Annotated in this window: 15 protein-coding genes, 1 tRNA gene and 5 pseudogenes; 5 read left to right on the top strand and 16 right to left on the bottom strand. The window is 66.5% G+C overall.

The annotated features are described in order from the left end of the window. Positions 1-19: 19 nt before the first annotated feature. From PIB19_RS11280 to PIB19_RS11265, 4 genes and pseudogenes are all read right to left on the bottom strand, one after another. Positions 20-439, bottom strand: coding sequence for a hypothetical protein (locus PIB19_RS11280; protein WP_271237432.1), 420 nt, complete (start codon positions 437-439; stop codon positions 20-22). Further along, a complete protein-coding gene (locus PIB19_RS11275) occupies positions 331-1,542 on the bottom strand; it encodes a hypothetical protein (RefSeq protein WP_271237431.1) in 1,212 nt (403 codons plus the stop codon). Before PIB19_RS11275 ends, PIB19_RS11280 begins: the two co-directional genes overlap by 109 nt. Before the next feature lie 84 nt (positions 1,543-1,626). Then, positions 1,627-3,788: pseudogene (locus tag PIB19_RS11270) on the bottom strand (primosomal protein N'). Between the two features lie 52 nt (positions 3,789-3,840). Beyond that, the gene (locus PIB19_RS11265; protein WP_271237430.1) at positions 3,841-4,527 is read right to left on the bottom strand and encodes a DUF2490 domain-containing protein; all 687 of its coding nucleotides are present in this window, start codon (positions 4,525-4,527) and stop codon (positions 3,841-3,843) included. Positions 4,528-4,687: 160 nt separating this feature from the next. Between PIB19_RS11265 and PIB19_RS11260 the strand changes: the two genes are divergently transcribed. The 3 genes from PIB19_RS11260 (at position 4,688) to PIB19_RS11250 (ending at position 6,799) form a co-directional block, all read left to right on the top strand. Next, a complete protein-coding gene (locus PIB19_RS11260; protein WP_271237429.1) occupies positions 4,688-5,077 on the top strand; it encodes a hypothetical protein in 390 nt (129 codons plus the stop codon). A gap of 20 nt (positions 5,078-5,097) precedes the next feature. Beyond that, on the top strand, positions 5,098-5,754 hold the full coding sequence (gene fsa, locus PIB19_RS11255) for a fructose-6-phosphate aldolase (protein ID WP_271237428.1): 657 nt from the start codon (positions 5,098-5,100) through the stop codon (positions 5,752-5,754). A gap of 136 nt (positions 5,755-5,890) precedes the next feature. Next, positions 5,891-6,799 (top strand): tyrosine recombinase XerC, encoded by a 909-nt coding sequence (locus tag PIB19_RS11250; RefSeq protein ID WP_271237427.1) that lies wholly within the window; start codon positions 5,891-5,893, stop codon positions 6,797-6,799. Here PIB19_RS11250 and PIB19_RS11245 read toward each other — a convergent pair. From PIB19_RS11245 to PIB19_RS11235, 3 genes are read right to left on the bottom strand one after another with little or no spacing between them, the layout of a single operon-like run. Further along, the gene (locus PIB19_RS11245) at positions 6,796-7,386 is read right to left on the bottom strand and encodes a DedA family protein (RefSeq protein ID WP_271237426.1); all 591 of its coding nucleotides are present in this window, start codon (positions 7,384-7,386) and stop codon (positions 6,796-6,798) included. The genes PIB19_RS11250 and PIB19_RS11245 overlap by 4 nt on opposite strands. Before the next feature lie 4 nt (positions 7,387-7,390). Continuing rightward, complete coding sequence (gshB, locus tag PIB19_RS11240) at positions 7,391-8,350, bottom strand: glutathione synthase (protein WP_271237425.1); 960 nt, start codon at positions 8,348-8,350, stop codon at positions 7,391-7,393. Positions 8,351-8,393: 43 nt separating this feature from the next. After that, positions 8,394-8,768 carry a YraN family protein gene (locus PIB19_RS11235; RefSeq protein ID WP_271237424.1) on the bottom strand — a complete coding sequence of 125 codons (375 nt, stop codon included), beginning with the start codon at positions 8,766-8,768 and terminating at the stop codon, positions 8,394-8,396. 110 nt (positions 8,769-8,878) lie between these two features. On the opposite strand from PIB19_RS11235, the gene PIB19_RS11230 reads away from it, so the two are divergent. Then, a complete protein-coding gene (locus PIB19_RS11230; protein WP_056617502.1) occupies positions 8,879-9,076 on the top strand; it encodes a hypothetical protein in 198 nt (65 codons plus the stop codon). On the opposite strand, the pseudogene rsmI reads toward PIB19_RS11230, so the two are convergent. Further along, a pseudogene (gene rsmI, locus PIB19_RS11225) lies at positions 9,073-9,908 on the bottom strand (16S rRNA (cytidine(1402)-2'-O)-methyltransferase). The gene PIB19_RS11230 and the pseudogene rsmI sit on opposite strands and share 4 nt — an antisense overlap. 11 nt (positions 9,909-9,919) lie before the next feature. On the opposite strand from rsmI, the gene PIB19_RS11220 reads away from it, so the two are divergent. Then, on the top strand, positions 9,920-11,131 hold the full coding sequence (locus tag PIB19_RS11220) for a penicillin-binding protein activator (protein WP_271237423.1): 1,212 nt from the start codon (positions 9,920-9,922) through the stop codon (positions 11,129-11,131). A gap of 39 nt (positions 11,132-11,170) precedes the next feature. Here the strand turns inward: PIB19_RS11220 and hemW are convergent. From hemW to PIB19_RS11180, 8 genes and pseudogenes are all read right to left on the bottom strand, one after another. Next, positions 11,171-12,315 (bottom strand): annotated as a pseudogene (hemW, locus tag PIB19_RS11215) (radical SAM family heme chaperone HemW). 297 nt (positions 12,316-12,612) lie between these two features. Beyond that, positions 12,613-13,029, bottom strand: coding sequence for a hypothetical protein (locus PIB19_RS11210; RefSeq protein WP_271237422.1), 417 nt, complete (start codon positions 13,027-13,029; stop codon positions 12,613-12,615). Between the two features lie 193 nt (positions 13,030-13,222). Beyond that, positions 13,223-13,295 (bottom strand) — tRNA-Gly (locus PIB19_RS11205). A 31-nt stretch (positions 13,296-13,326) separates the two neighbouring features. After that, the gene (locus tag PIB19_RS11200) at positions 13,327-14,124 is read right to left on the bottom strand and encodes a hypothetical protein (protein ID WP_271240969.1); all 798 of its coding nucleotides are present in this window, start codon (positions 14,122-14,124) and stop codon (positions 13,327-13,329) included. Between the two features lie 66 nt (positions 14,125-14,190). Then, positions 14,191-14,364: pseudogene (locus PIB19_RS11195) on the bottom strand (DUF4982 domain-containing protein); the annotation flags it as partial. Positions 14,365-14,743: 379 nt separating this feature from the next. After that, a pseudogene (locus tag PIB19_RS11190) lies at positions 14,744-16,018 on the bottom strand (glycoside hydrolase family 2 TIM barrel-domain containing protein); the annotation flags it as partial. Between the two features lie 217 nt (positions 16,019-16,235). After that, entirely contained in the window at positions 16,236-17,195 is a 960-nt protein-coding gene (locus PIB19_RS11185) for a glycoside hydrolase family 43 (RefSeq protein ID WP_271237421.1), read from the bottom strand. Then, a complete protein-coding gene (locus PIB19_RS11180) occupies positions 17,195-18,826 on the bottom strand; it encodes an MFS transporter (RefSeq protein WP_271237420.1) in 1,632 nt (543 codons plus the stop codon). Before PIB19_RS11180 ends, PIB19_RS11185 begins: the two co-directional genes overlap by 1 nt. Between the last annotated feature and the right edge of the window lie 7 nt (positions 18,827-18,833).

The raw sequence follows: 18,833 nt of genomic DNA, 5'->3' as shown, positions 1-18,833 counted from the left end.
GGGCGTGGGGCCGGGACCGCTACTTTGCGTCCGGCTTCTCCGCTTCGGTCGAACCCTCGGCTTCCTTGAGGGCCGCGTCCGCGTCGCCGCTGTCGATCGCAGCCAGGATCTTGGAGGCATGTTCCATCATTGCACCGCCGTGCGGATTGAAGGCCAGCGGCCGGATCGTCAGGCGCGCATCCTCGATCTTGCCGTCGCGCAGCCGGGTAAGGGCGGCGTTGAGTCGTAGCCCCTCATCCTGCGGCGCGAGTTCGAAAGCCTTATAAAGCCCTTCGCGCGCACTCGCGGGAGGGGTAGCGCCAGAATCGACGAAGCTTCGGAAATAGAGCATCAGCGGCTCGGGATCCTCGGGATCGAGCTTGTTGGCGGCGACGATCGTCTTGCGAATCGCTTTCCAGGTCTCGACCGAGAAATCCTTCTTGCCGATCGCCTGCGCCATCTGTGCCTGGGCTTTGTAGCAATAGGCCTCGACCAGCTTGGGATCGGCGGCGATGGCGCGCCCGGCGGCCGCTTCGGCTTCGGCGAAGTCGCCCGCGTCGAAGGCGGTTTCGGCGAACCAGCGCTGGGCCAGGGCGTCGTTGGGGAAGGAGCCGCAGCCTTCTTGGCGGCGGCATAGACGCGCGGCGCGGTCTCGTGGTTCACACCCGCGGTGGAACGGATCCGAACTTCCATGAATGCTTCTTCGCCCGGAGTCAGTCGGCGCAGGGTGATCGGCTCCGGCGCGACGGCCTTCGCCGCGATCTTGCGTGCGCCAAATCGGCCGCGGGCATAGCGATCAAGCTCGCGATCAAGCGTTCGCAGCTCGCCGAAAGCGGTTTTCGCGGCCTCGCGCGCCGGCTTGCCGTCGTTGATCGCCTTAAGATAGGCCATCCCCTGTTCGCCGCGGCTGCCTTCGATCATGATATAGTGGGTGAGCAGCCAGCCGCGGCCGTAGAGCGATTGTTGCTGGTCTTCGCGCAGCTTGCGCGTATCGGGAGCGAGCATCCGCTCGAGCGGCAGGCTGTCCTGGAATATTCCCGATGCCCGATATTGCGGCGGATAGCCGATGACCACGCTTCCGTCCTTCTCGAAGCGCGTCGTCGCGTGGAATTCGGCAAAGCCTTCGGCGAACCAGAGCGGATAGGCGGCGTGTGGCCAGGTCGTGAACATGAAATGATGCGCATATTCGTGGAACAGGATCGCAGTTGCACTGAGATCCGTGTCATCGGTGCCGGCAGCGCGCGGAACGAAGGCGATCGGGCCGGTGGCGCGGCCCCGATAGGCGCCCGCGGCATTGCGAATGTTCGAAAGCCGGCCGACATCGGCGACATCGTTGACGATGTAGACCGTGACTCGATTGGCCGGGCCGATCTCCGGATCCGGTCTGGCCCAAAGCACGCGCATCGCTTTGTCGAAACGCTCGAGCTTATCTGCAAAGGAACGCAGCTTCTCCGGTCTCTGCTCCGAATAGACGATGAAGTGCTTCGAGCTCGCTTCGTGCCATGTCGCATGTGCAGACGGCGCCACGAAGGACAACACCAGCACCAGGAGCTTACGAAACATGTGAATCTTCCCCAGTTACCCCGGAGGAAAGCTAAGTCAGGTCGTGCGGCACGAATAGAGTAAAATCGACATCAGGGTCGCCGCTCACAGGAAGCTGTAGGGATCGACGTCCACTGCCACGCGCACCTTGGCGCTCCATTCGAGCGCGCCCAGCCAGTCGCGGATCATGTCCTGCACGTCGAAGGCGCGGCGGGCGTGGACGAGCAGGCGGAAGCGGTGGCGGCCGCGCAGCATCGCCAGCGGCGCGGGGGCGGGGCCGTAGACGTGCATCTCGTCGCGACGCGGCGCGGTGCGGCCGATCATCCGGGCGGTTTCCTCCGCAGCGGCCTTGTCCTCGCTGGACACGATGATCGCGGCATAGCGGCCATAAGGCGGTGCGCCCGCCTCACGCCGCGCCTCAGTCTCGGCCGCGTAGAAGGCGGCGCTGTCGCCCGAGATCAGTGCCTGCATCACCTGCGCTTCGGGGGCATGCGTCTGGACATAGACGTGGCCCGGTTTCTCGCCGCGCCCGGCGCGCCCCGAGACCTGCATGATCTGCTGAAAGGTGCGTTCGGCCGCGCGCAGGTCGCCGCCGTCGAGCCCGAGATCGGCATCGACCACGCCGACGACGGTGAGGTTGGGGAAGTGATAGCCCTTGGTGACCAATTGGGTGCCGACGACGATGTCGATGTCGCCGTGCTCCATGCGGTGGACGAACTCGGCGGCCTTGGCGGGAGACCAGAGCGTGTCCGACGTGACGATCGCAGTCCGGGCATCGGGCCACAGCACCGCCACTTCGTCGGCGATGCGCTCGACGCCGGGACCGCAGGCGACGAGGCTGTCGGCTTCCTCGCATTCGGGGCAGATCTCGGGCGTGGGAATCATGTGCCCGCAATGATGGCAGGCGAGGCGGCGGATCAGCCGGTGCTCGACCATCCACGCCGTGCAGTTCGGGCATTGGAAGCGGTGCCCGCAATGCCGGCAGAGCGTGAGCGGGGCATAGCCGCGGCGATTGAGGAACAGCAAGGACTGTTCGCCGCGCTCGAGCGCCGCGTCGATCGCGAGGATCAGCCTGGGGCTTAGCCAGCGGCCGCGGTCGGGCGGTTCCTTGATCAGGTCGATCGCCTCGATATCCGGAAGCTCGGCGAGGCCGTAGCGGCCCGGCAGCTTGAGCTCCTCGTAGCGGCCGAGCTCGACCTGGTGGCGCGTCTCGATCGCCGGAGTCGCCGAGGCGAGGACCACCGGGCATTCCTCGAACTTGCCCCGCATCACCGCGACGTCGCGCGCATGATAATGGACGCCTTCCTCCTGCTTGAAGCTGGTCTCGTGCGCCTCGTCGACGACGATCAGGCCGAGGTTCGGATAAGGAAGGAACAATGCCGAGCGCGCACCGACCGTGACCAGAGCCTCGCCGCTCGCGATCGCGCGCCATGCCCGGCGGCGCTGCGAGGTGCGCAGTCCGGAATGCCAGGCTACGGGCTCGCAGCCGAAGCGCTGGGTGAAGCGCGTCAGGAACGGCTCGGTCAGCGCGATCTCGGGAAGCAAGACGATCGCCTGCTGGCCCGCGGCAATCGCCGCCGCGATCGCCTCGAAATATACTTCGGTCTTGCCCGATCCGGTGACTCCGTCGAGCAGGAAGGGCTGGAACCGCTTCGCCTCGACCGATCGCCGCAAGATGCCCGCCACCTTCGCTTGCTCGGCGCTCAGATCGGGCGGGCCGAAAGCGGGATCGGGCAGCGGATAGGGACTGTCGGTGTCGACTGTCACCGCCTCGATCGCGCCGACCTTGCACAGGCCGCGGATCACGGCTTCGGAGACATCGGCGATCGTGGCGAGCTCGCGCACCAGCCCTTGCCGCTCGCCGATCCGTTCGAGCGCCTGCGCACGCTGCGGGGTCAGCCGGTCGGGCACCACACCCGTCGCGCGATATTCGGTGATTGTCGGCGCGCTCTCGAACGCCGCCGAGGTGCGCACCGCCATTGCGAGCACCGCCGAGGGTGGGCTCAGATAATAATCGGCGGTCCATTCGACGAGGCGGCGCACCGGCTCGGGAATCGGCGGCGCGTCGGCGACCGCGATCAGGTTGCGCAGGCGGTTGTCGCCGATCTCCTCGGTGGGCAGCCGCTCGGGCTCCCAGACCACGCCGGCATATTGGCGCGGCCCGATCGGCACGACGACGATCGACCCGGGCTCGACCACCATGCCTTGCGGCACGCGATAATCGAGGGGCCGAGCGCGGGGTGAAGGACGAGAATGCGGGCGCGCATGCCGCCCTCATATGGGCATTTCCGCGCGAAACGGAATCCCCTTTGTCGCGCCCTAATCGCCGCTGTCGCCGATGCTCGCGACGTTAAACGAAAGCGTGAAGGTGGCGGCGTGATCCATCTGGTCTCGGCGGCCGTCGCGGCCGAAGCGGTATTGATTGAGATAGCCGACCTCGCCGCGCAACTTGCCGCCGAGCCCGAACGAAAGGCCGGTTGCGTTGCGCATTCGCTCATAGCCGCCGTTTTGGCCCCAGGCCGTGGTGTTGAGGTTGAGGAAATGCTCCTGCGTGACGAAGAGCTTCAGGCCCTTGTCATTCAGCGGCGTATCGAAGCCGAGCCGCGGGCGCAGCCGCACGCCGATTTCGCTGCCGCTGCTGTTGAACCGCTCTTCCAGCCGCAGCCTGCCCGAAAAGCCGCTGCCGAACGGGACCAGGATCATCTGCCGCAATCGCTCTTCGTTCGGGAGAGCCACGCCGCGATTCCAGTCCTCGACATGCCGATAGCCGATCGACAGCTCGATGCCGCCTTCCATCGTATGGGTGAACAACAGGCCCGCCTCGGCGTGCGAGAAGCCCTCAGCGCGATCGCTGAAGCGGCCGATTCCTTCCAGCGTGACTTTCTCGCGGCTGCCGATCGTGACCGTGCCGTTGGTCTGCAGCCACAGCTGGTGATCGACCTGCTGGGCATGGGCCAAAGCCGGGGCGAACAGCAGGGCTGCCGATAGAAGGAGAAGGCGCAACACGATCGATATCCTCGGAAACAGCGGACCCTGCTCCGGCGGCTCCTAGCAACAAACTAGCAACAGTGTCACTGTCTCGTCGGATTTGCCGCGGTTGCTACACGGCGTCCGGTCTGCTTATGTTCCGCCCGGCCGGCGAGAGTCGGCGCAAGGGGGACTCGCCATGTTGCTGACCGCACTCGCACTCTCGCTCGCCACGCAGACGTGCAGATCCTACGATACCGCGCTTCCCGCGCCGCTGATCGGATGGAAGCGATCGGGGCGTGGCCTCGATACCGGTCATGCGGTGACGCTCTCCCGCAGCGGCGATTCCATCCAGACAACAATTCGCATCCGCAAGGCGGGAACCTTCGGCGTCGCGCTCAGCGAGCCGGGCTGGATCGATGTCGCACCGATCCGCGGCAAGCCGCTCGCCTCGGCAGCGCACGGACATGGTCCCCAATGCTCGACGATTCGCAAGATCGTCCGCTACAAGCTGCGTCCGGGGACCTATCGCGTCTCGGTCAACAAGCTTAAGGCGACCCGCGCACGGCTGATGCTGGTGCGTTACTGATCTCGCCTGAGGGGCCTCACATGAAATTCTTCGCCGATACCGCCGACACCGCCGACATCCGCGACCTTGCCGATGCGGGGCTGCTCGACGGCGTCACCACCAATCCGTCGCTGATCCACAAGGCGGGGCGCGATTTCCTCGAAGTGGTCGCCGAGATCTGCGAGATCGTACCCGGCAAGCCGGTGTCGGCCGAAGTCGTCGCGCTCGACTACGCGGGCATGATGCGCGAGGCCGAGATCGTCCGGAAGATCGCCGACAATATCGCAGTCAAGGTGCCGCTGACGATCGACGGGCTCAAGACCTGCAAGGCGCTCACCGACGACGGCACGATGGTCAACGTGACCCTGTGCTTCTCGGCGAATCAGGCATTGCTTGCCGCCAAGGCCGGCGCGACCTTCGTCTCGCCGTTCGTCGGCCGCCACGACGACAACGGCTTCGACGGCATGGCGCTGATCAGCGACATCCGGCTGATCTACGACAATTACGATTTCACCACCGAGATCCTCGTCGCCAGCGTGCGGCATCCGATCCACGTGCTCGAGGCCGCGCGCATCGGCGCCGACGTGATGACCGCGCCGCCCGCGGTGATCCGCCAATTGGTCAAGCACCCGCTGACCGACAAGGGCATCGAGGGCTTCCTCGCCGATTGGGCGAAGACCGGGCAGAAGATCGGCTGAATATTCCCTCTCCCTTGTGGGAGAAGGAAGGGGCCCGCTCGCGCAGCGGTGGGAAGGATGAGGGGACTGAGTCTCACTCCCTCACCCTTCCGCCGATTTCATCGGCTCCCTCCCTCTCCCACAAGGGGAGAGGGAAGTGTACGCTGATCGCGTGACCGAACCCGCGCTGCCTCTCCTCTACGGCCAGCACCTTGCCCGCGACCGGCGGCGCTCGGTGCATACGGTGCGTGCCTATGAGGCCACCGCAGTGCGGCTGATCGCATTCCTTCAGTCGCACTGGGGAGAGGAAATCACGCGCGAGCGGCTGGCGCGGGTCGAGACCGCGGACCTGCGTGCCTTCCTGGCGCATCGCCGCAATGACGGGCTGTCCAACGCCTCCGCCGCGCGCGAATTGTCGGCGGTGCGCGGTTTTCTCAAATTTGCCGCCGGCGACGGCACCGAGCTGCCGCGGCTACGGGGTCCCCGCGTCAAGAAGGGGCTTCCGCGCCCGATCGCGCCGCACGAGGCAGTGGCGCTCGCCGAGACCGTGTCCGAGGAGGCGCGCGAGCCGTGGATCGGCGCGCGCGACTGGGCGGTGCTGCTGCTCCTCTACGGGGCGGGGCTGCGCATCGGCGAGGCGGTCGGGCTGACCGGTGCGGTACTGCCGCTTGGGCCGACGATGCGAGTCACCGGCAAGCGCGCCAAGACGCGCACCGTGCCGCTGCTGCCGCAAGTGCGCGCGGCGATCGAGGCCTATGCCAGGCTCTGCCCTTATGGCGTGTCGCGCGATGCGCCCTTGTTCCGCGGGGCAAAGGGCGGGCCGCTGCCGCCGGGGATGATCCGCAAGGCGGTGCGCTCGGCACGCACCTCGCTGGGTCTGTCCGAGCGGACGACGCCGCATGCCCTACGCCACAGCTTCGCCACGCATCTGCTCGGGCGCGGCGCCGATCTGCGTTCGCTGCAGGAATTGCTCGGCCATGCCAGCCTGAGCTCGACCCAGATCTACACCGCGGTCGACGCCGCGCATCTGCTCGACGTCTATCGCAATGCCCATCCGCGTGCCTAACGCTGCTGGCGCGGCTTCCAGGTGAGCACGCGCCAGACATAGGCGACGAGCGCGAGCACGACGATCGCAGTGACACCCGGCGCGATCCAGTGATCGATGGTCTCGAAGGTGGTGCCGAGCCAGAAGCCCACGCCGACGAGGATCGTGTTCCACACCAGGCTACCGGCGGTGGTGTAGGCAAGGAAGCGCCAGAACGGCATGTGCATCAGCCCGGCGGGAATCGAGATCACTGTCCGGCCGAGCGGCATGAAGCGGAACACGAACACCGTCACGCCGCCCCAGCGATCGAAGAAGCGGCGCAGCCTCTCGACGTCTTCCCACTCCATCGTCAGCCAGCGGCCCCAGCGGTCGACCATCGGCTTGAGCCGTTCATAGCCGTAGCGCCGGCCGATCTCCCACCAGAACAGATTGCCGATCGCGCAGCCGAGCGTGCCTACGGCCACGAGCAGCGCGAAGTTCATCTTGCCCTGCGCCGCGGCGATGCCGCCCACGCCCATGATCACTTCGGACGGGACAGGTGGGATCACATTCTCCAGCACCATCAGCAGGAAAACGCCGAGATATCCCCAGTCCAGCCAGCCACCCATCGTCTCAGGCTGCGCGTTCGGCGACGCGGCGTTCGATCGCCTGCCAGATCAATGCGGCGGTGTCGGTGCCGTTGAACCTGTCGATCGCGACGATACCCGTGGGCGAAGTGACGTTGATTTCGGTCAGCCATTCGCCGCCGATCACGTCGATCCCGACGAACAGCAGCCCGCGCTTCTTGAGCTCGGGCCCGAGCGCGGCGCAGATCTGCTTCTCGCGTTCGGTCAATTCGGTCTTCGCGGCCGATCCGCCGACCGCGAGGTTCGAGCGGATCTCGCCTTCGCCGGGGATGCGGTTGATCGCGCCCGCGATCTCGCCATCGACCAGCACGATGCGCTTGTCGCCCTGCGCCACCGAGGGGAGGAAGGCCTGCACCATGTGCGGCTCGCGATAGGCGGTGTTGAACACTTCGATCAGCGCGGAAAGGTTGGCGCCGTCGCTGCCGACCTTGAAGATCGCCTTGCCGCCATTGCCGTGGAGCGGCTTGACGACGATCTCGCCGTGCTTCCCGAGGAACTTGCGCGCCTCGTCGAGGCTGCGTGTCACCAGGGTCGGCGGCATGAACTCGGCATAATCGAGCACGAACACCTTTTCGGGCGCGTTGCGGACGCTGACGGGGTCGTTCACCACCAATGTGCGGTCGGCGATGCGCTCGAGCAGATGCGTCGCGGTGATGTAGCCGAGGTCGAAGGGCGGGTCCTGCCGCATCAGCACGACATCGGCGCCCTCGCCGAGATCGAGGCTCACCGGATCGTCGAAGTGGAAATGGTTGCCCGCGACGCGCTGGACGCTGACCGGATGTGCCCTGGTCCAGACGCGCCCGTCCGAATAGTTCAGGTCCTCGGGTGCGTAATGGAACAGCCGGTGCCCGCGCGCCTGGGCGGAAAGCATCAGCGCGAACGTCGAATCGCCGGCGATGTTGATCGCATCGAGCGGGTCCATCTGCACGGCAACAACGAGCGACATTCGGCCTCCTTCGGAATTCCTGTAAGTGGCTTATTCAACTAAGTCACCCCATCCAGGCATTCTCGATATGGCGAGGCAGCTTGCCGGGAGCAATGAGGATCACATCGACGCGGATGTCGTCGCCCGGCCCGGCGTAGCGCGACATCAGATATTCGGCCGCCGCAGCGACCCGGCGAAGCCGCCGTTCGTCGATCGCGAAATCCAGCTCCGCGCCCGTCGCGCGGGTCTTCACTTCGACGAACGCGATCAGGTTGCCCTTGCGCACGACGAGGTCGACTTCGCCCGCCGGCGTGCGCACCCGGCGATCGAGGATTCGCCAGCCGCGCAGCCAGAGCCACCAGGCGGCGCGCCTTTCGCCCTCACGGCCGCGGTTTTCCGCCGCTTTCCGGGCACTCGTCGCGCGTCGAGGTCGTTTCATCTGCGACTCCTCGCACAAGGGCTTTGCGCCTGTGGATAACTTTGGTTAGTCTCCATCATTCCGACTCATATGAGGCGGGTCGCACATCGTCACCGGGGGTGCCGAGGACTATGGAATCCAACGAAAGCTACTACCGGCGTCGCGCCATCCAGGAAATCGTGGCGGCACGCCACGCGATCACTGCGAATGCGAAGGAACGGAGGCGATCGCTCGCCGAAAGCTATGTCCGTCGCCTTTCGGAACTGACCGGTTCGGACGAGAGCTTCCTGCTCGATGCCAATCCGGCGCGGCTGCAAGAGTTCGCCTAAGCCTTGAGCGCCAGGGCGCGGGCGTAGAGGGCCTTGCGGTCCAGCCCGAGCCTTTTGGCGACTTCGCCCGCTGCCTTTGCCGGCGGGAGCCGCGTGAGCGCTTCGGCGAGCGCGGCATCGCCATCCTCCTCGCTGGCAGGCGCCGCTTCCCCGGCGGCGCGACCACCACCACCATCTCGCCCTTGGGCGGCGCATCGGCATAGCGCGCAGCGAGCTCGGTCAGCGTCCCCGTCACGCACTCCTCGAACCTCTTGGTGATCTCGCGGGCAACCGCGGCCTCGCGGTCGCCGAGTCCCTCTGCCAGTGCGGCAAGGCAGGCGGAGAGGCGCGGGCCCGATCTGTACAGCACCAATGTCGCCCGGATCGCCGCGACCTCGGCAATCGCCTCGGCGCGCGCCTGCTGCTTCGCGGGCAGGAAGCCCAGGAACAGGAAGCGATCGGTCGGCAGCCCGGCGAGGGTGAGCGCGGCGATCGCGGCGCAGGGGCCGGGGATCGTCGTCACCACGTGGCCGGCGGCGCGCGCGTCGCGGACCAGCTTGAAGCCCGGATCGGAGATCAAAGGCGTCCCCGCGTCGGAGACCAGAGCCACCGCTTCGCTCGCCATCCGCGCGATCAGCCCCGGCCGGACGGCATCGGCGTTGTGGTCGTGATAGGGCAGCATCCTGCCCTTTGTGCCGAGGTGGCGAAACAGCCCGGCTGTCACACGCGAGTCCTCAACTGCAACCACATCGGCCTTCATCAGTATTTGAGCAGCACGCGGGCTGAGGTCGCCGAGATTGCCGATCGGCGTCGCGACGATGTAGAGGCCGGGGGCGAGAACAAGATCATCCATCGGGGAGAGTCATGGCAGACGCCAGAGTAAGTGCGCAACCGGGCCTGTGGAACATGCTGCGCGCAGCCGCAGTCGGCGCGACCCTGTTTCTCGCAGCCTGCGCCAGCGGCCCGCGAATCGTTCCGGAGGCCGAACGCCCCACGGCCCCCGAGCTGCCCGCGCCTCCCGTCGTGCGTCCGATCGCGCCGGGACTGCCGCAGGACGTCGAGCGTCACCGCATCGCGTTGCTCGTGCCGCTCACCGGCCAGAACGCCGGAGTCGGGCGGTCGCTTCAGAATGCCACCCAGCTCGCCGTGCTCGACACGAAGAGCGATGTGCTGCGCATCACCACCTACGATACCGGCGCGGCCGGCGGGGCGGCCGCCGCGGTGCAACAGGCGATCGCCGACGGCAACCGGCTGATCCTCGGGCCTTTGCTGGCCGAGGAAGCGCGCGAAGTCGCGCCGATCGCCCGGCGCGCCCGCGTTCCCGTGCTCAGCTTCTCGAACGACGCCAGCGTCGCCGGCAACGGCACCTTCATCCTCGGCTATGTGCCTGGCCAGTCGATCGAACGCGTGGTGAACTATGCCGCGAAATCGGGGATCACCGATTTCGCGGGGCTGATCCCCACCGGACTCTATGGCGAGCGCGCCTCGACCGCCTTGCTCCGTTCGGTCGAGCAGGCCGGCGGCAAGGTGCTCGCGCTCGAGACCTATGACGCGCGTCCGGGATCGATGACGAGTGCAATGGCCAAGATCGGTCGTTCGCCGTTCCAGGCGATCCTGCTCGCGGGAAGCGCCGATGGCGCGGTCACCGCGGCGCCGCTGATCCGTCGGGCGCCGAGCGGCAAGACCGCGCGGCTGCTCGGCACCGAATTGTGGAACACCGATTCGGCGATCGGCGGCAAGGCAGCTTTGAGCGGGGCCTGGTTCGCCAGCGTGCCCGACAATTATTATCGCCAATACGCCACCAAATACCGCGCGCGCTTCGGCACCGCGCCGTATCGCCTGTCGACGCTCGGTTATGACGCGGTGCTGCTGACCGTGCGGATCGCGCGCGATTGGCGCCCCGGCACCGAATTCCCCGAGCGCCGGCTGGTCGAGCCCGAGGGCTTTGCGGGGCTGGACGGGGCGTTCCGATTCGGCCGCGACGGCGTCGCCGATCGCGCGCTCGAAGTGCAGGAAATCCGGGGCGGGACGACCGCGACGGTCTCGCCGGCGCCGCCCAACTTCAAGGGCAAATAAGCTGCCTCGGTGCTCCTGCGAAAGCGGGAGCGCCGGGCACTACGCGATCACCAGCTCGCGCAGGATCGCTTCGAGGACCGGCATGCCCGCGTCGGTGACGCGCAGCCGATCGCCTTCGCGGACCACGAGCCCCTGCTCGCGGAGCCGGGCGAGGGCGCGCGGTTCGATCGGCGCCGCGCCGCCGGCGAGCGCGTCGATGCGCGGCAAATCCACGCCCTCGGCGATCCGCAGGCCCATCACCAGTGCCTCGACCGCGCGTTCATGCGGAGTGAGCGGGTCCTCGAGCTGAAGGCCATGGCCGTTGCGCGTCACTGCGGCCATCCAGTTCTCGGGCTTCTTGTGCCGCATGGTCGCAAGCCCGCCGCGCCGGCCGTGCGCGCCGGGCCCCACCCCGCATAGTCGCCATAGCGCCAATAGGTCAGGTTGTGCCGGCTCTCCGCGCCCGGCCGGGCATGGTTGGAAATCTCGTAGGCGGGCAGGCCGGCTGCCGCGGTGATTTCGCGGGTCGCCTCGAACAGGTCGGCCGCCGCATCGGGATCGTAAGCGGCGAGCTGGCCCTTCTCGAACAAGGTCGCGAAGCGCGTGCCGGGTTCGATGGTGAGCTGGTAGAGCGAGAGATGCTCGGTGCCGAAGCCGATCGCGCGGTGGAGCTCGGTTTCCCAGGCGGCGAGATCCTGATCGGGACGGGCATAGATCAGGTCGAAACTGACGCGATCGAACACGGATTGTGCTGTCTCCAGCGCCGCGAGCCCCTCCGCCACGCCGTGCGCGCGGCCGAGGAAGCGCAGCGCCTCGTCGTCGAGCGCCTGCAGGCCGAGCGAGACGCGGTTGACCCCGGCGGCAGCGAGATCGGCAAAGCGTGCGGCTTCGACCGAGGAGGGATTGGCCTCCAGCGTGATCTCGATGCCCGGTTCGAACCCCCAATGCTGCTCCGCCGCTGCGATTACCGCGGCGACCGTCTCGGGCGGCATCAGCGAAGGCGTGCCTCCGCCGAAGAAGATCGAGCCCAGCCTGCGCCCCGGCAGCGCCGCCGCCTCATGCGCCAGGTCGGCGAGCATCGCCGCGCGCCAGGCCTCTTGGTCGACGCTCTCGCGGACATGGCTGTTGAAGTCGCAATAGGGGCATTTCGACACGCAGAACGGCCAATGCACATATAGTGCGAGCGGGGGTGTGTCGGTTGTCATGCGCTTGAAGGGCCGGAGCGGGTAACGGGAGCCTGTCTCGTGTCAAGCTGGATGCAAGCGAACGGCAGGAAGTGGGTGGTTGGCCGCGAAAGTCACACTAGGGTCACACTGCCTGCATCGTTCTGGCCTGTTCCTGCGCAGGCGATCCAGGAGGGTGTGGACCAAGCAGCATTATACTCCTGCTTTCGCACGAGCAGGATGAGAGGGGCGTTACGATGTCAAAGAGCTAGGTGAGGCTGTCAGACGAAATCCTACATTGCAAGCATGTCTGCAAATGGGTGGAAAGCGGACGTCCGCTCAGAGCCGCTTGTTATCGAAGGTGACCAGCAAGTCTCCGCAGGCCTCGTTGTGGAAGGGAGCCGAGCCGGTGCTCCAGAAACGCTGCTCGCCCGAGTGCCTGATATCTATAGCGCTGTTCGATACCCAACGAACGCGAGCAGTCGCATCCTGATGGTGAGAAGTTGCTGCGCAGCCGGCTAGATACCAGTCTGGCATCCAGGCTGGTCTAACCATAACGACGATGGAGGGTTCGCCGCCAACGACAATTCGTTCAACCTGTGCCGTACGCTTTCCGTCTGGCGAGGTTACGCGCGAGATCACCGCTCGCTCGGAATCGAGAAAGACGGCAGGACCCATTCCCCAGAAAGGTAAGGTGGCAACTACGGCCAAAATGATGATTCCAGGGATCAGGATAAACTTTGTACGGCGCTTCATGACGCAACGTTGTCAGACGTTCCGAACGACCGCAACTGGGGCGTCTGCAGACCGTCCGCTTTCGATGCATGCAATTTGCGGCAGCTCAACCCGAAGGGCGGGCACACGTCCGCGTCGAGAGCTTGGAGAACCGGTCGGTCGACGTCGGTTGGTCCGCGCGAAGGGGCTGCCCGAAGGCGGTACCGGGTGCGGCTGGAGCGGGTAGCGGAATCGAACCCGCGTATTCAGCTTGGAAGGCTGCTGCACTACCATTGTGCTATACCCGCGAGCCGTGGGGGCGACTGCCACAGTCCGCGGCTATTGGTCAACCTTCTCGCGCACCACGACCATCTTGCCGAAGCCCGATGCCTTGCCCGGCTCGGCCTCGACCAGCACCACCAGCGATCGTTCGCCCTGTCCGGCGGGCAGCGTGACGTCGAGCGGCGCCGGCGCGGGATCGCGCTTCTCGCCGATCTTCTTGCCGTCGAGCCAGATCTCGGCGCTGCCGACGAGTTCGGTGAAGGTCAGCACGCCGCCGCGCCGGCGGACGCTTGCCGGTGGCGTGAAGTTCATTTGATAGCCGTTCCAGGGGCCTGCGTCAGACGGTCCTTCGAGCCGGCCAGAGCGGCCGCGCGCAGTGGCGTAGCGATCGTCGGTGCCGACCTTCGCATTGGGGTCGGGCCGGGTCGCAGTGAACGGTGCGCGTGCCCAGAAGTTCAGCAGCATCTCGGGCCGGGTATCGGCGACCTGCGCGCGCGGCGTGGCGGCGATGCGGTCGATCGTCAGCGTCGTCGGCTCGAGGCCCGGCGCAGTGGCGCGCAGCACCAGCTTGCCGCGCCCGGCGGCAGCGCGGACGATCACCTGCGCGAGGCCGTTGAACAATCTTCTCGCGCTGCCCTTTTCGGGATCGTGATCATTGGGATTGCCATTGCCGAGGCCGATGATCTCGCCGCCTTCGATCGTGAAGCCGGCGGGAAGATTGACGAGCGGTACGTGCCGCCCGCGCGAATCGACGGCATCGACGGTGATCGGCTGGGCATCCTCACCGTCGCCCACCATTACCCGCCGATCGGGTGTGAGCCGGAGCGCCAAGGCCGCGCCGACGGTCTCGATCACGGCGCGCGCGACTTCGCGGCCGCCGCGATAGCCGATCGCTTCGAGCCTGCCGGGAACATAGGGTACCTGGAATTCGGGCTGCTTGAGCCGGTCGACCGTCGCCTCGCCGACCTTCTTGCCGTTGAGCAGCAGCGTGACGCGTTCGGCATTGGTGAGCGCCACCACGCGGATCGGCGTTCCTCCTTGCCCGGCCAGTTCCAGTGCGGCTGGAGCGCGAGCACGGGCGTGTCGTCGATCCATTGCGCGCGGTGCTGGTGGAAGGCGAGCTTGGGGAAGCCGCAAATGTCCATGATGCCGAAGAAGCTCGAGGTGGACGGCCATTCGAACGGCGTCGGCTCGCCATGATAATCGAACCCGGTCCAGACGAACCCGCCGGCGACGAACGGGCGTTCGGCGATCGCCTTCCACGCGGCGGCGTGGGTGGCGCCCACGGCGCGCCCTCGTCGTCATAGCTGGTCATGATGTTGCGGGTCTTGTCGGTCGCCCATTCGCCGCGGGTCGAGAAGGCGCTGGTATCCTCCGAGCTGGTCAGCGGCTTGTCCGGGAAGGCGGCGTGGTATTTGTCGTATTGCGGGATCTGGTAATTGAATCCGACCACGTCGACCGCCTGGCTGACGTTCAAGGGCGTGAACATACCGTCGTTCATCGCCGCAGTGACCGGGCGGCTGTCGTCCAGCGCCTTCACCGTCGCGGCCATGCGGCGGACCATCTCATAGCCCTGCGGGCTACCCTGCATCGGCTCCTCGTTGAACACCGACCACAGGAAGACGGAGGGCCGGTTGCGGTCGCGCCGCACCAGCCATTCGAGCTGCGCCATGTAATCGGGGCTCGGATTGAACTGGCGGTTCTCGTTCATCACCAGCAGGCCATGGCGGTCGCAGGCGTCGAGCAGTTCGGTGGGCGGCGCATTGTGCGACATGCGGATCGCGTTCGAGCCGAGCGCCTTCAGGCGGCGTACGCGCCAGTCCCACAGCGAATCGGGGATGGCGGTGCCGACCCCGGCATGGTCCTGGTGATTACACGTGCCCTTGATCTTGAGCGGCTGGCCGTTGAGGTGGAAGCCGGTCCGGCTGTCGAACGTGAAAGTCCGGAAGCCGATAAGGATGCGGCGCTCGTCGAGCAGGGTTTCGCCATCGCGGATGCGGACCAGCAGCGGATACAGTGTCGGGCTGTCCGGGGACCAGAGGCGCGGATCGGCCACTGGCAGGCGTAGATTGGCGGTGTCGTTGCGGAGCGGCTGGACTTCGACGTCGGCGCTATCGCCCGCCAGCTTTGCACCCTGCGGGTCCAGCAGCTCGGCCTCGACGGTGACGCGCCGCGCATCGGTGGCGATGTTGCCGAGCGTCACTTCGACCGGCACGCTCCAACTGCCGTCCGCGGCGCGGCGCGGATCGCAATGCACGCCGTCGGTGACGATGTGGATCGGCGCGCGCACCGCCAGCCAGACGTGGCGATAGATGCCGGCGCCTTCGTACCACCAGCCTTCCATCGGCTCGGCGTCGACTCGTATGGCAATCGTATTGAGCTCGTCGCCGAAGCGCGCATAGGGCGTCAGATCGACATGCACGCCGTTAAAGCCGCTCCAGTTGCGGTCGACGATCGTGCCGTTGATCCAGATCGTAGCATTCGTGGCGATCCCGCCGAAGTCGATCTCGAGGAACTTGCCCTGGAGCGCGGGATCGAGCCGGATGGTGCGGCGATACCAGCCGATGCCGCGGCGGCGATAGCCTTGCGAGACATTGGCCTGGGGATCGACCGCGCTCTCGATCGCCCAATCGTGGGGCAAGGTGACTTCGCGCCAGTCGCTGTCGTCGAAGGTCATCGCCGCGGCGCCGTGCGCGGCACCGGCCTTGGCGTTCTCATAGGTCGCCTGATGGCCCTTGATCTCGGGCATGGGCACGTCGCCGAGATGGAAACGCCATCCCTGGTCGAGCAGCAGCCGACCGGATTCCTCAGGGGTAGGGCGGGGATCGAGCCCGTCGTGCGGGGCGGGCATCGGCACGTCGCTGCCGTTATAGGTGTCCACCGCCTTCGCGCGGGCAGGGAAAGCGGGAAGCGCGGTAGCGAGCGCCGTGGTTGCCAGAAACGCCCGCCGATCCATGTCTCTTCCCTTATTTGCCGAGCCGCATCGTGGCCGGCTTTGTGCGGTCGACCGACAGGATGCCATCTTTTTCCGCGATCTCGGCGACCTGCAGCACGCTGCGGCGACCCCAGTCGGGATCCTTCGCCGCTTCGGGCTCGCCCGACTGGTGGACGAAATAGACGAGATATGCCCGATCGCCCGCGACGATCACGTCCGGATGCTGGGCCTTGGCGCGATCGGTCGGGCGCGCGCCCGGCTCGCCGGCGAGATGGCCGGGCTGCGCGGTCCAATGCTCACCGTCGCTCGAATGCTGGACCAGCAGGCCCTTCCACGCGTCGCTGATCAGCCACCAGCGCCCGCGCCAGCGGAACGCCTTGGGGCCTTCACCGGGAGTGGTCACGGCGGTGCCGCGCACCGTCCAGTTCTTCAGGTCGGGGCTGTCTGCCCAGCGGATCGCCTTGCCCATCCGCTCATCGTTGAACCACAGCCGATAGCCGCCCTGCGGCAGCGCCAGCACGCTCGCGTCGATGACTCGGTCCGAGCCGAGTTCGACGCGTTCGCCGCAATCCCAGCGCTTCAGGTCGGGACTTGTCAGGTGGACGAGGAAGCGCGGGGCGTTCCAGTCCTTGAACACGCCGGGCACCACGGTGATCCACATGTGCCATTTGTCGCCGAAGCGCTGGACCTCGGGCGCCCAGAGCGTCGCGCCGGTGCAGCTCACGGGGATCGCCGCCGTGCCCGAGTAGCGCCACTTCGCGCCGTCCTTCGATCGCGCGACGCCGATCGCGGTGCCGTGGACCCAGCTGACGTCCTTCGGATCGGCGAGCTTCAGGTCGGCGCGGCGATTGGTGTAGAACATCACCCATTCGTTGCTCTTCGGATCGTGCACGGTCGAGGCATCCGCCGCGCCGTCGTGCACCGGATCGCGGAACAGCGGGACCGCGGCGACCGGGTCCGCCGCGAGCAGCGCCAGCGCGGCGAGCAGCATCAGCGGCTCCCCGAGACGGGGTTCTTGCCCCAGAGCTGCTCGTACTTCCAGCCCGACAGATCCTCGACGACCGCGCGTGCCTCGGGCGAGGTTGGCTCGGTGCCCCCGGCTCTCAAATGGTCGATCTCGGCCATCAGCACGTCGTGCGTCTGCGCATTGAGGCGAAAGCGCCACGAGGCGATCAGGCCGGCGAGCATGACCAGGATCGGCCCGAGGATCAGCAGCCAGGTGATGGTGGCGATCGCTTGCGGGGTCTGTTGCACAGCTTCGGCAGGGCCTCCTTTGGGCGAGACATAGCCGCCGAGGTCGATGATCCAGCCGGTGCAAATGATCGCTGCCGACTGGGCGAGCTTGCGCACCAGCGTCATCACGCCGGCGAAGATGCCCTCACGGCGCTGGGCCGTGACTGCCTCGTCCACGTCGGGCAGGTAATTATAGACCGACCAGGGCACGAAATTCAGGGTGCCGCGGCCGAGCCCGGCGAGCAGGATCGGCACGAACAGCCAGAAGATCAGCACCGGACTGAACGTCGCGGACGCCGGATTCAGCGCCGAAAGCATGTTGCCGTGAAGGGCGCCCAGGTCCGCGACGAAGCCCGCGGGTCTCAGATGATAGAAAGCGAGGAACAGCAAGAGGCCGGCGCCGAAGAAGCTGATGGCGATGCGATAGGCGACCACGGGCCCGGTGCGGATGACGATATTGATGGCGATCATCACCGAGATGAGCTGCGCCACATACATGATCGTCAGCAGCTGCGAGATGATCAGCGTCGCGCCCATCATCACCGTGACGACGAAAATCGGGAAGGCCGTGTTGAAGATGTCCTGCGAGATGTAGCCGCCGAGATAGATCGACAGATGCTGACGGAAGGCGCGGATGCGAAGCGTCGAAAACAGATCGCGGAACATTACGACGGGGATCAGCAATGCGGTCTTCAGGTCGAGCGGCGCCGACTGCACCTGCTTCTCGGCTTCGGTATAGGGGCGTTCCCAGGTGAAGATCACCACCAGCAGCACGACCAGGCTGAAGATCGCGCCGAATATGGCACCCATGATCAGGAAGGTGCTGGGCGAATCCTTGCCGCCGAGGCTGCTGATGATCAGCGTCGGCAGATAGGATGCGAGGATGGCGGAGCTCTGCGCGACGATCATCCGCGCGCCGGCGAACTTCGCCTTTTTCCGATAATCGTTGGTCATTTCCGCGGCGAGCGTCTCCCACGGAATGAGGAACATCGTGTAGACGAACTCGAAGAAGATGAAGGTCAGCAGATAATAAGTGAAGCTGTGCCCGGCGACGAAGATCAGCGCGAAGCTGGGCAGCAGCGGAATGGTGGCGATGAGGAAGATCTTGCGTCGCCCGATGCGCCGGCCGATCCAGGTGTGCCGCAGATTGTCGGACACATAGCCGATCAGCGGGCAGGTGATCGCCTCGAGCAGCCGCGGCAGGCCGAGAATCAGCCCCGCCTCCGCCGCGGACAGATTACAGAAGGTGGTGAAGAAGTATAACAGCCAGCCGGTGACGACCGCCTGCGCGCCTGCCCCCAGCATGTCGCCGGAGCCCCAGCCCCAATAATTGTACCAGCGCGGCTGACGGTGCGCGGATACGGTTGGCGCCGAGGCGCTGCTGGCCATGCGGGGT

This window comes from Sphingomonas sp. 7/4-4 (assembly GCF_027941955.1).
Lineage (GTDB): Bacteria > Pseudomonadota > Alphaproteobacteria > Sphingomonadales > Sphingomonadaceae > Sphingomonas.
This window is presented reverse-complemented; position numbering and strand designations above follow the sequence as displayed.

Bases quoted from the DNA above. Each gene is read 5' to 3' on its own strand.
- PIB19_RS11260 (WP_271237429.1), top strand. From the start codon at position 4,688: ATGTTGCTGACCGCACTCGCACTCTCGCTCGCCACGCAGACGTGCAGA.
- PIB19_RS11280 (WP_271237432.1), bottom strand. From the start codon at position 439: ATGGCGCAGGCGATCGGCAAGAAGGATTTCTCGGTCGAGACCTGGAAA.
- PIB19_RS11210 (WP_271237422.1), bottom strand. From the start codon at position 13,029: ATGAAGCGCCGTACAAAGTTTATCCTGATCCCTGGAATCATCATTTTG.
- fsa (WP_271237428.1), top strand. From the start codon at position 5,098: ATGAAATTCTTCGCCGATACCGCCGACACCGCCGACATCCGCGACCTT.
- PIB19_RS11220 (WP_271237423.1), top strand. From the start codon at position 9,920: ATGGCAGACGCCAGAGTAAGTGCGCAACCGGGCCTGTGGAACATGCTG.
- PIB19_RS11235 (WP_271237424.1), bottom strand. From the start codon at position 8,768: ATGAAACGACCTCGACGCGCGACGAGTGCCCGGAAAGCGGCGGAAAAC.
- PIB19_RS11275 (WP_271237431.1), bottom strand. From the start codon at position 1,542: ATGTTTCGTAAGCTCCTGGTGCTGGTGTTGTCCTTCGTGGCGCCGTCT.
- PIB19_RS11230 (WP_056617502.1), top strand. From the start codon at position 8,879: ATGGAATCCAACGAAAGCTACTACCGGCGTCGCGCCATCCAGGAAATC.
- PIB19_RS11185 (WP_271237421.1), bottom strand. From the start codon at position 17,195: ATGCTGCTCGCCGCGCTGGCGCTGCTCGCGGCGGACCCGGTCGCCGCG.
- PIB19_RS11180 (WP_271237420.1), bottom strand. From the start codon at position 18,826: ATGGCCAGCAGCGCCTCGGCGCCAACCGTATCCGCGCACCGTCAGCCG.
- gshB (WP_271237425.1), bottom strand. From the start codon at position 8,350: ATGTCGCTCGTTGTTGCCGTGCAGATGGACCCGCTCGATGCGATCAAC.
- PIB19_RS11245 (WP_271237426.1), bottom strand. From the start codon at position 7,386: ATGGGTGGCTGGCTGGACTGGGGATATCTCGGCGTTTTCCTGCTGATG.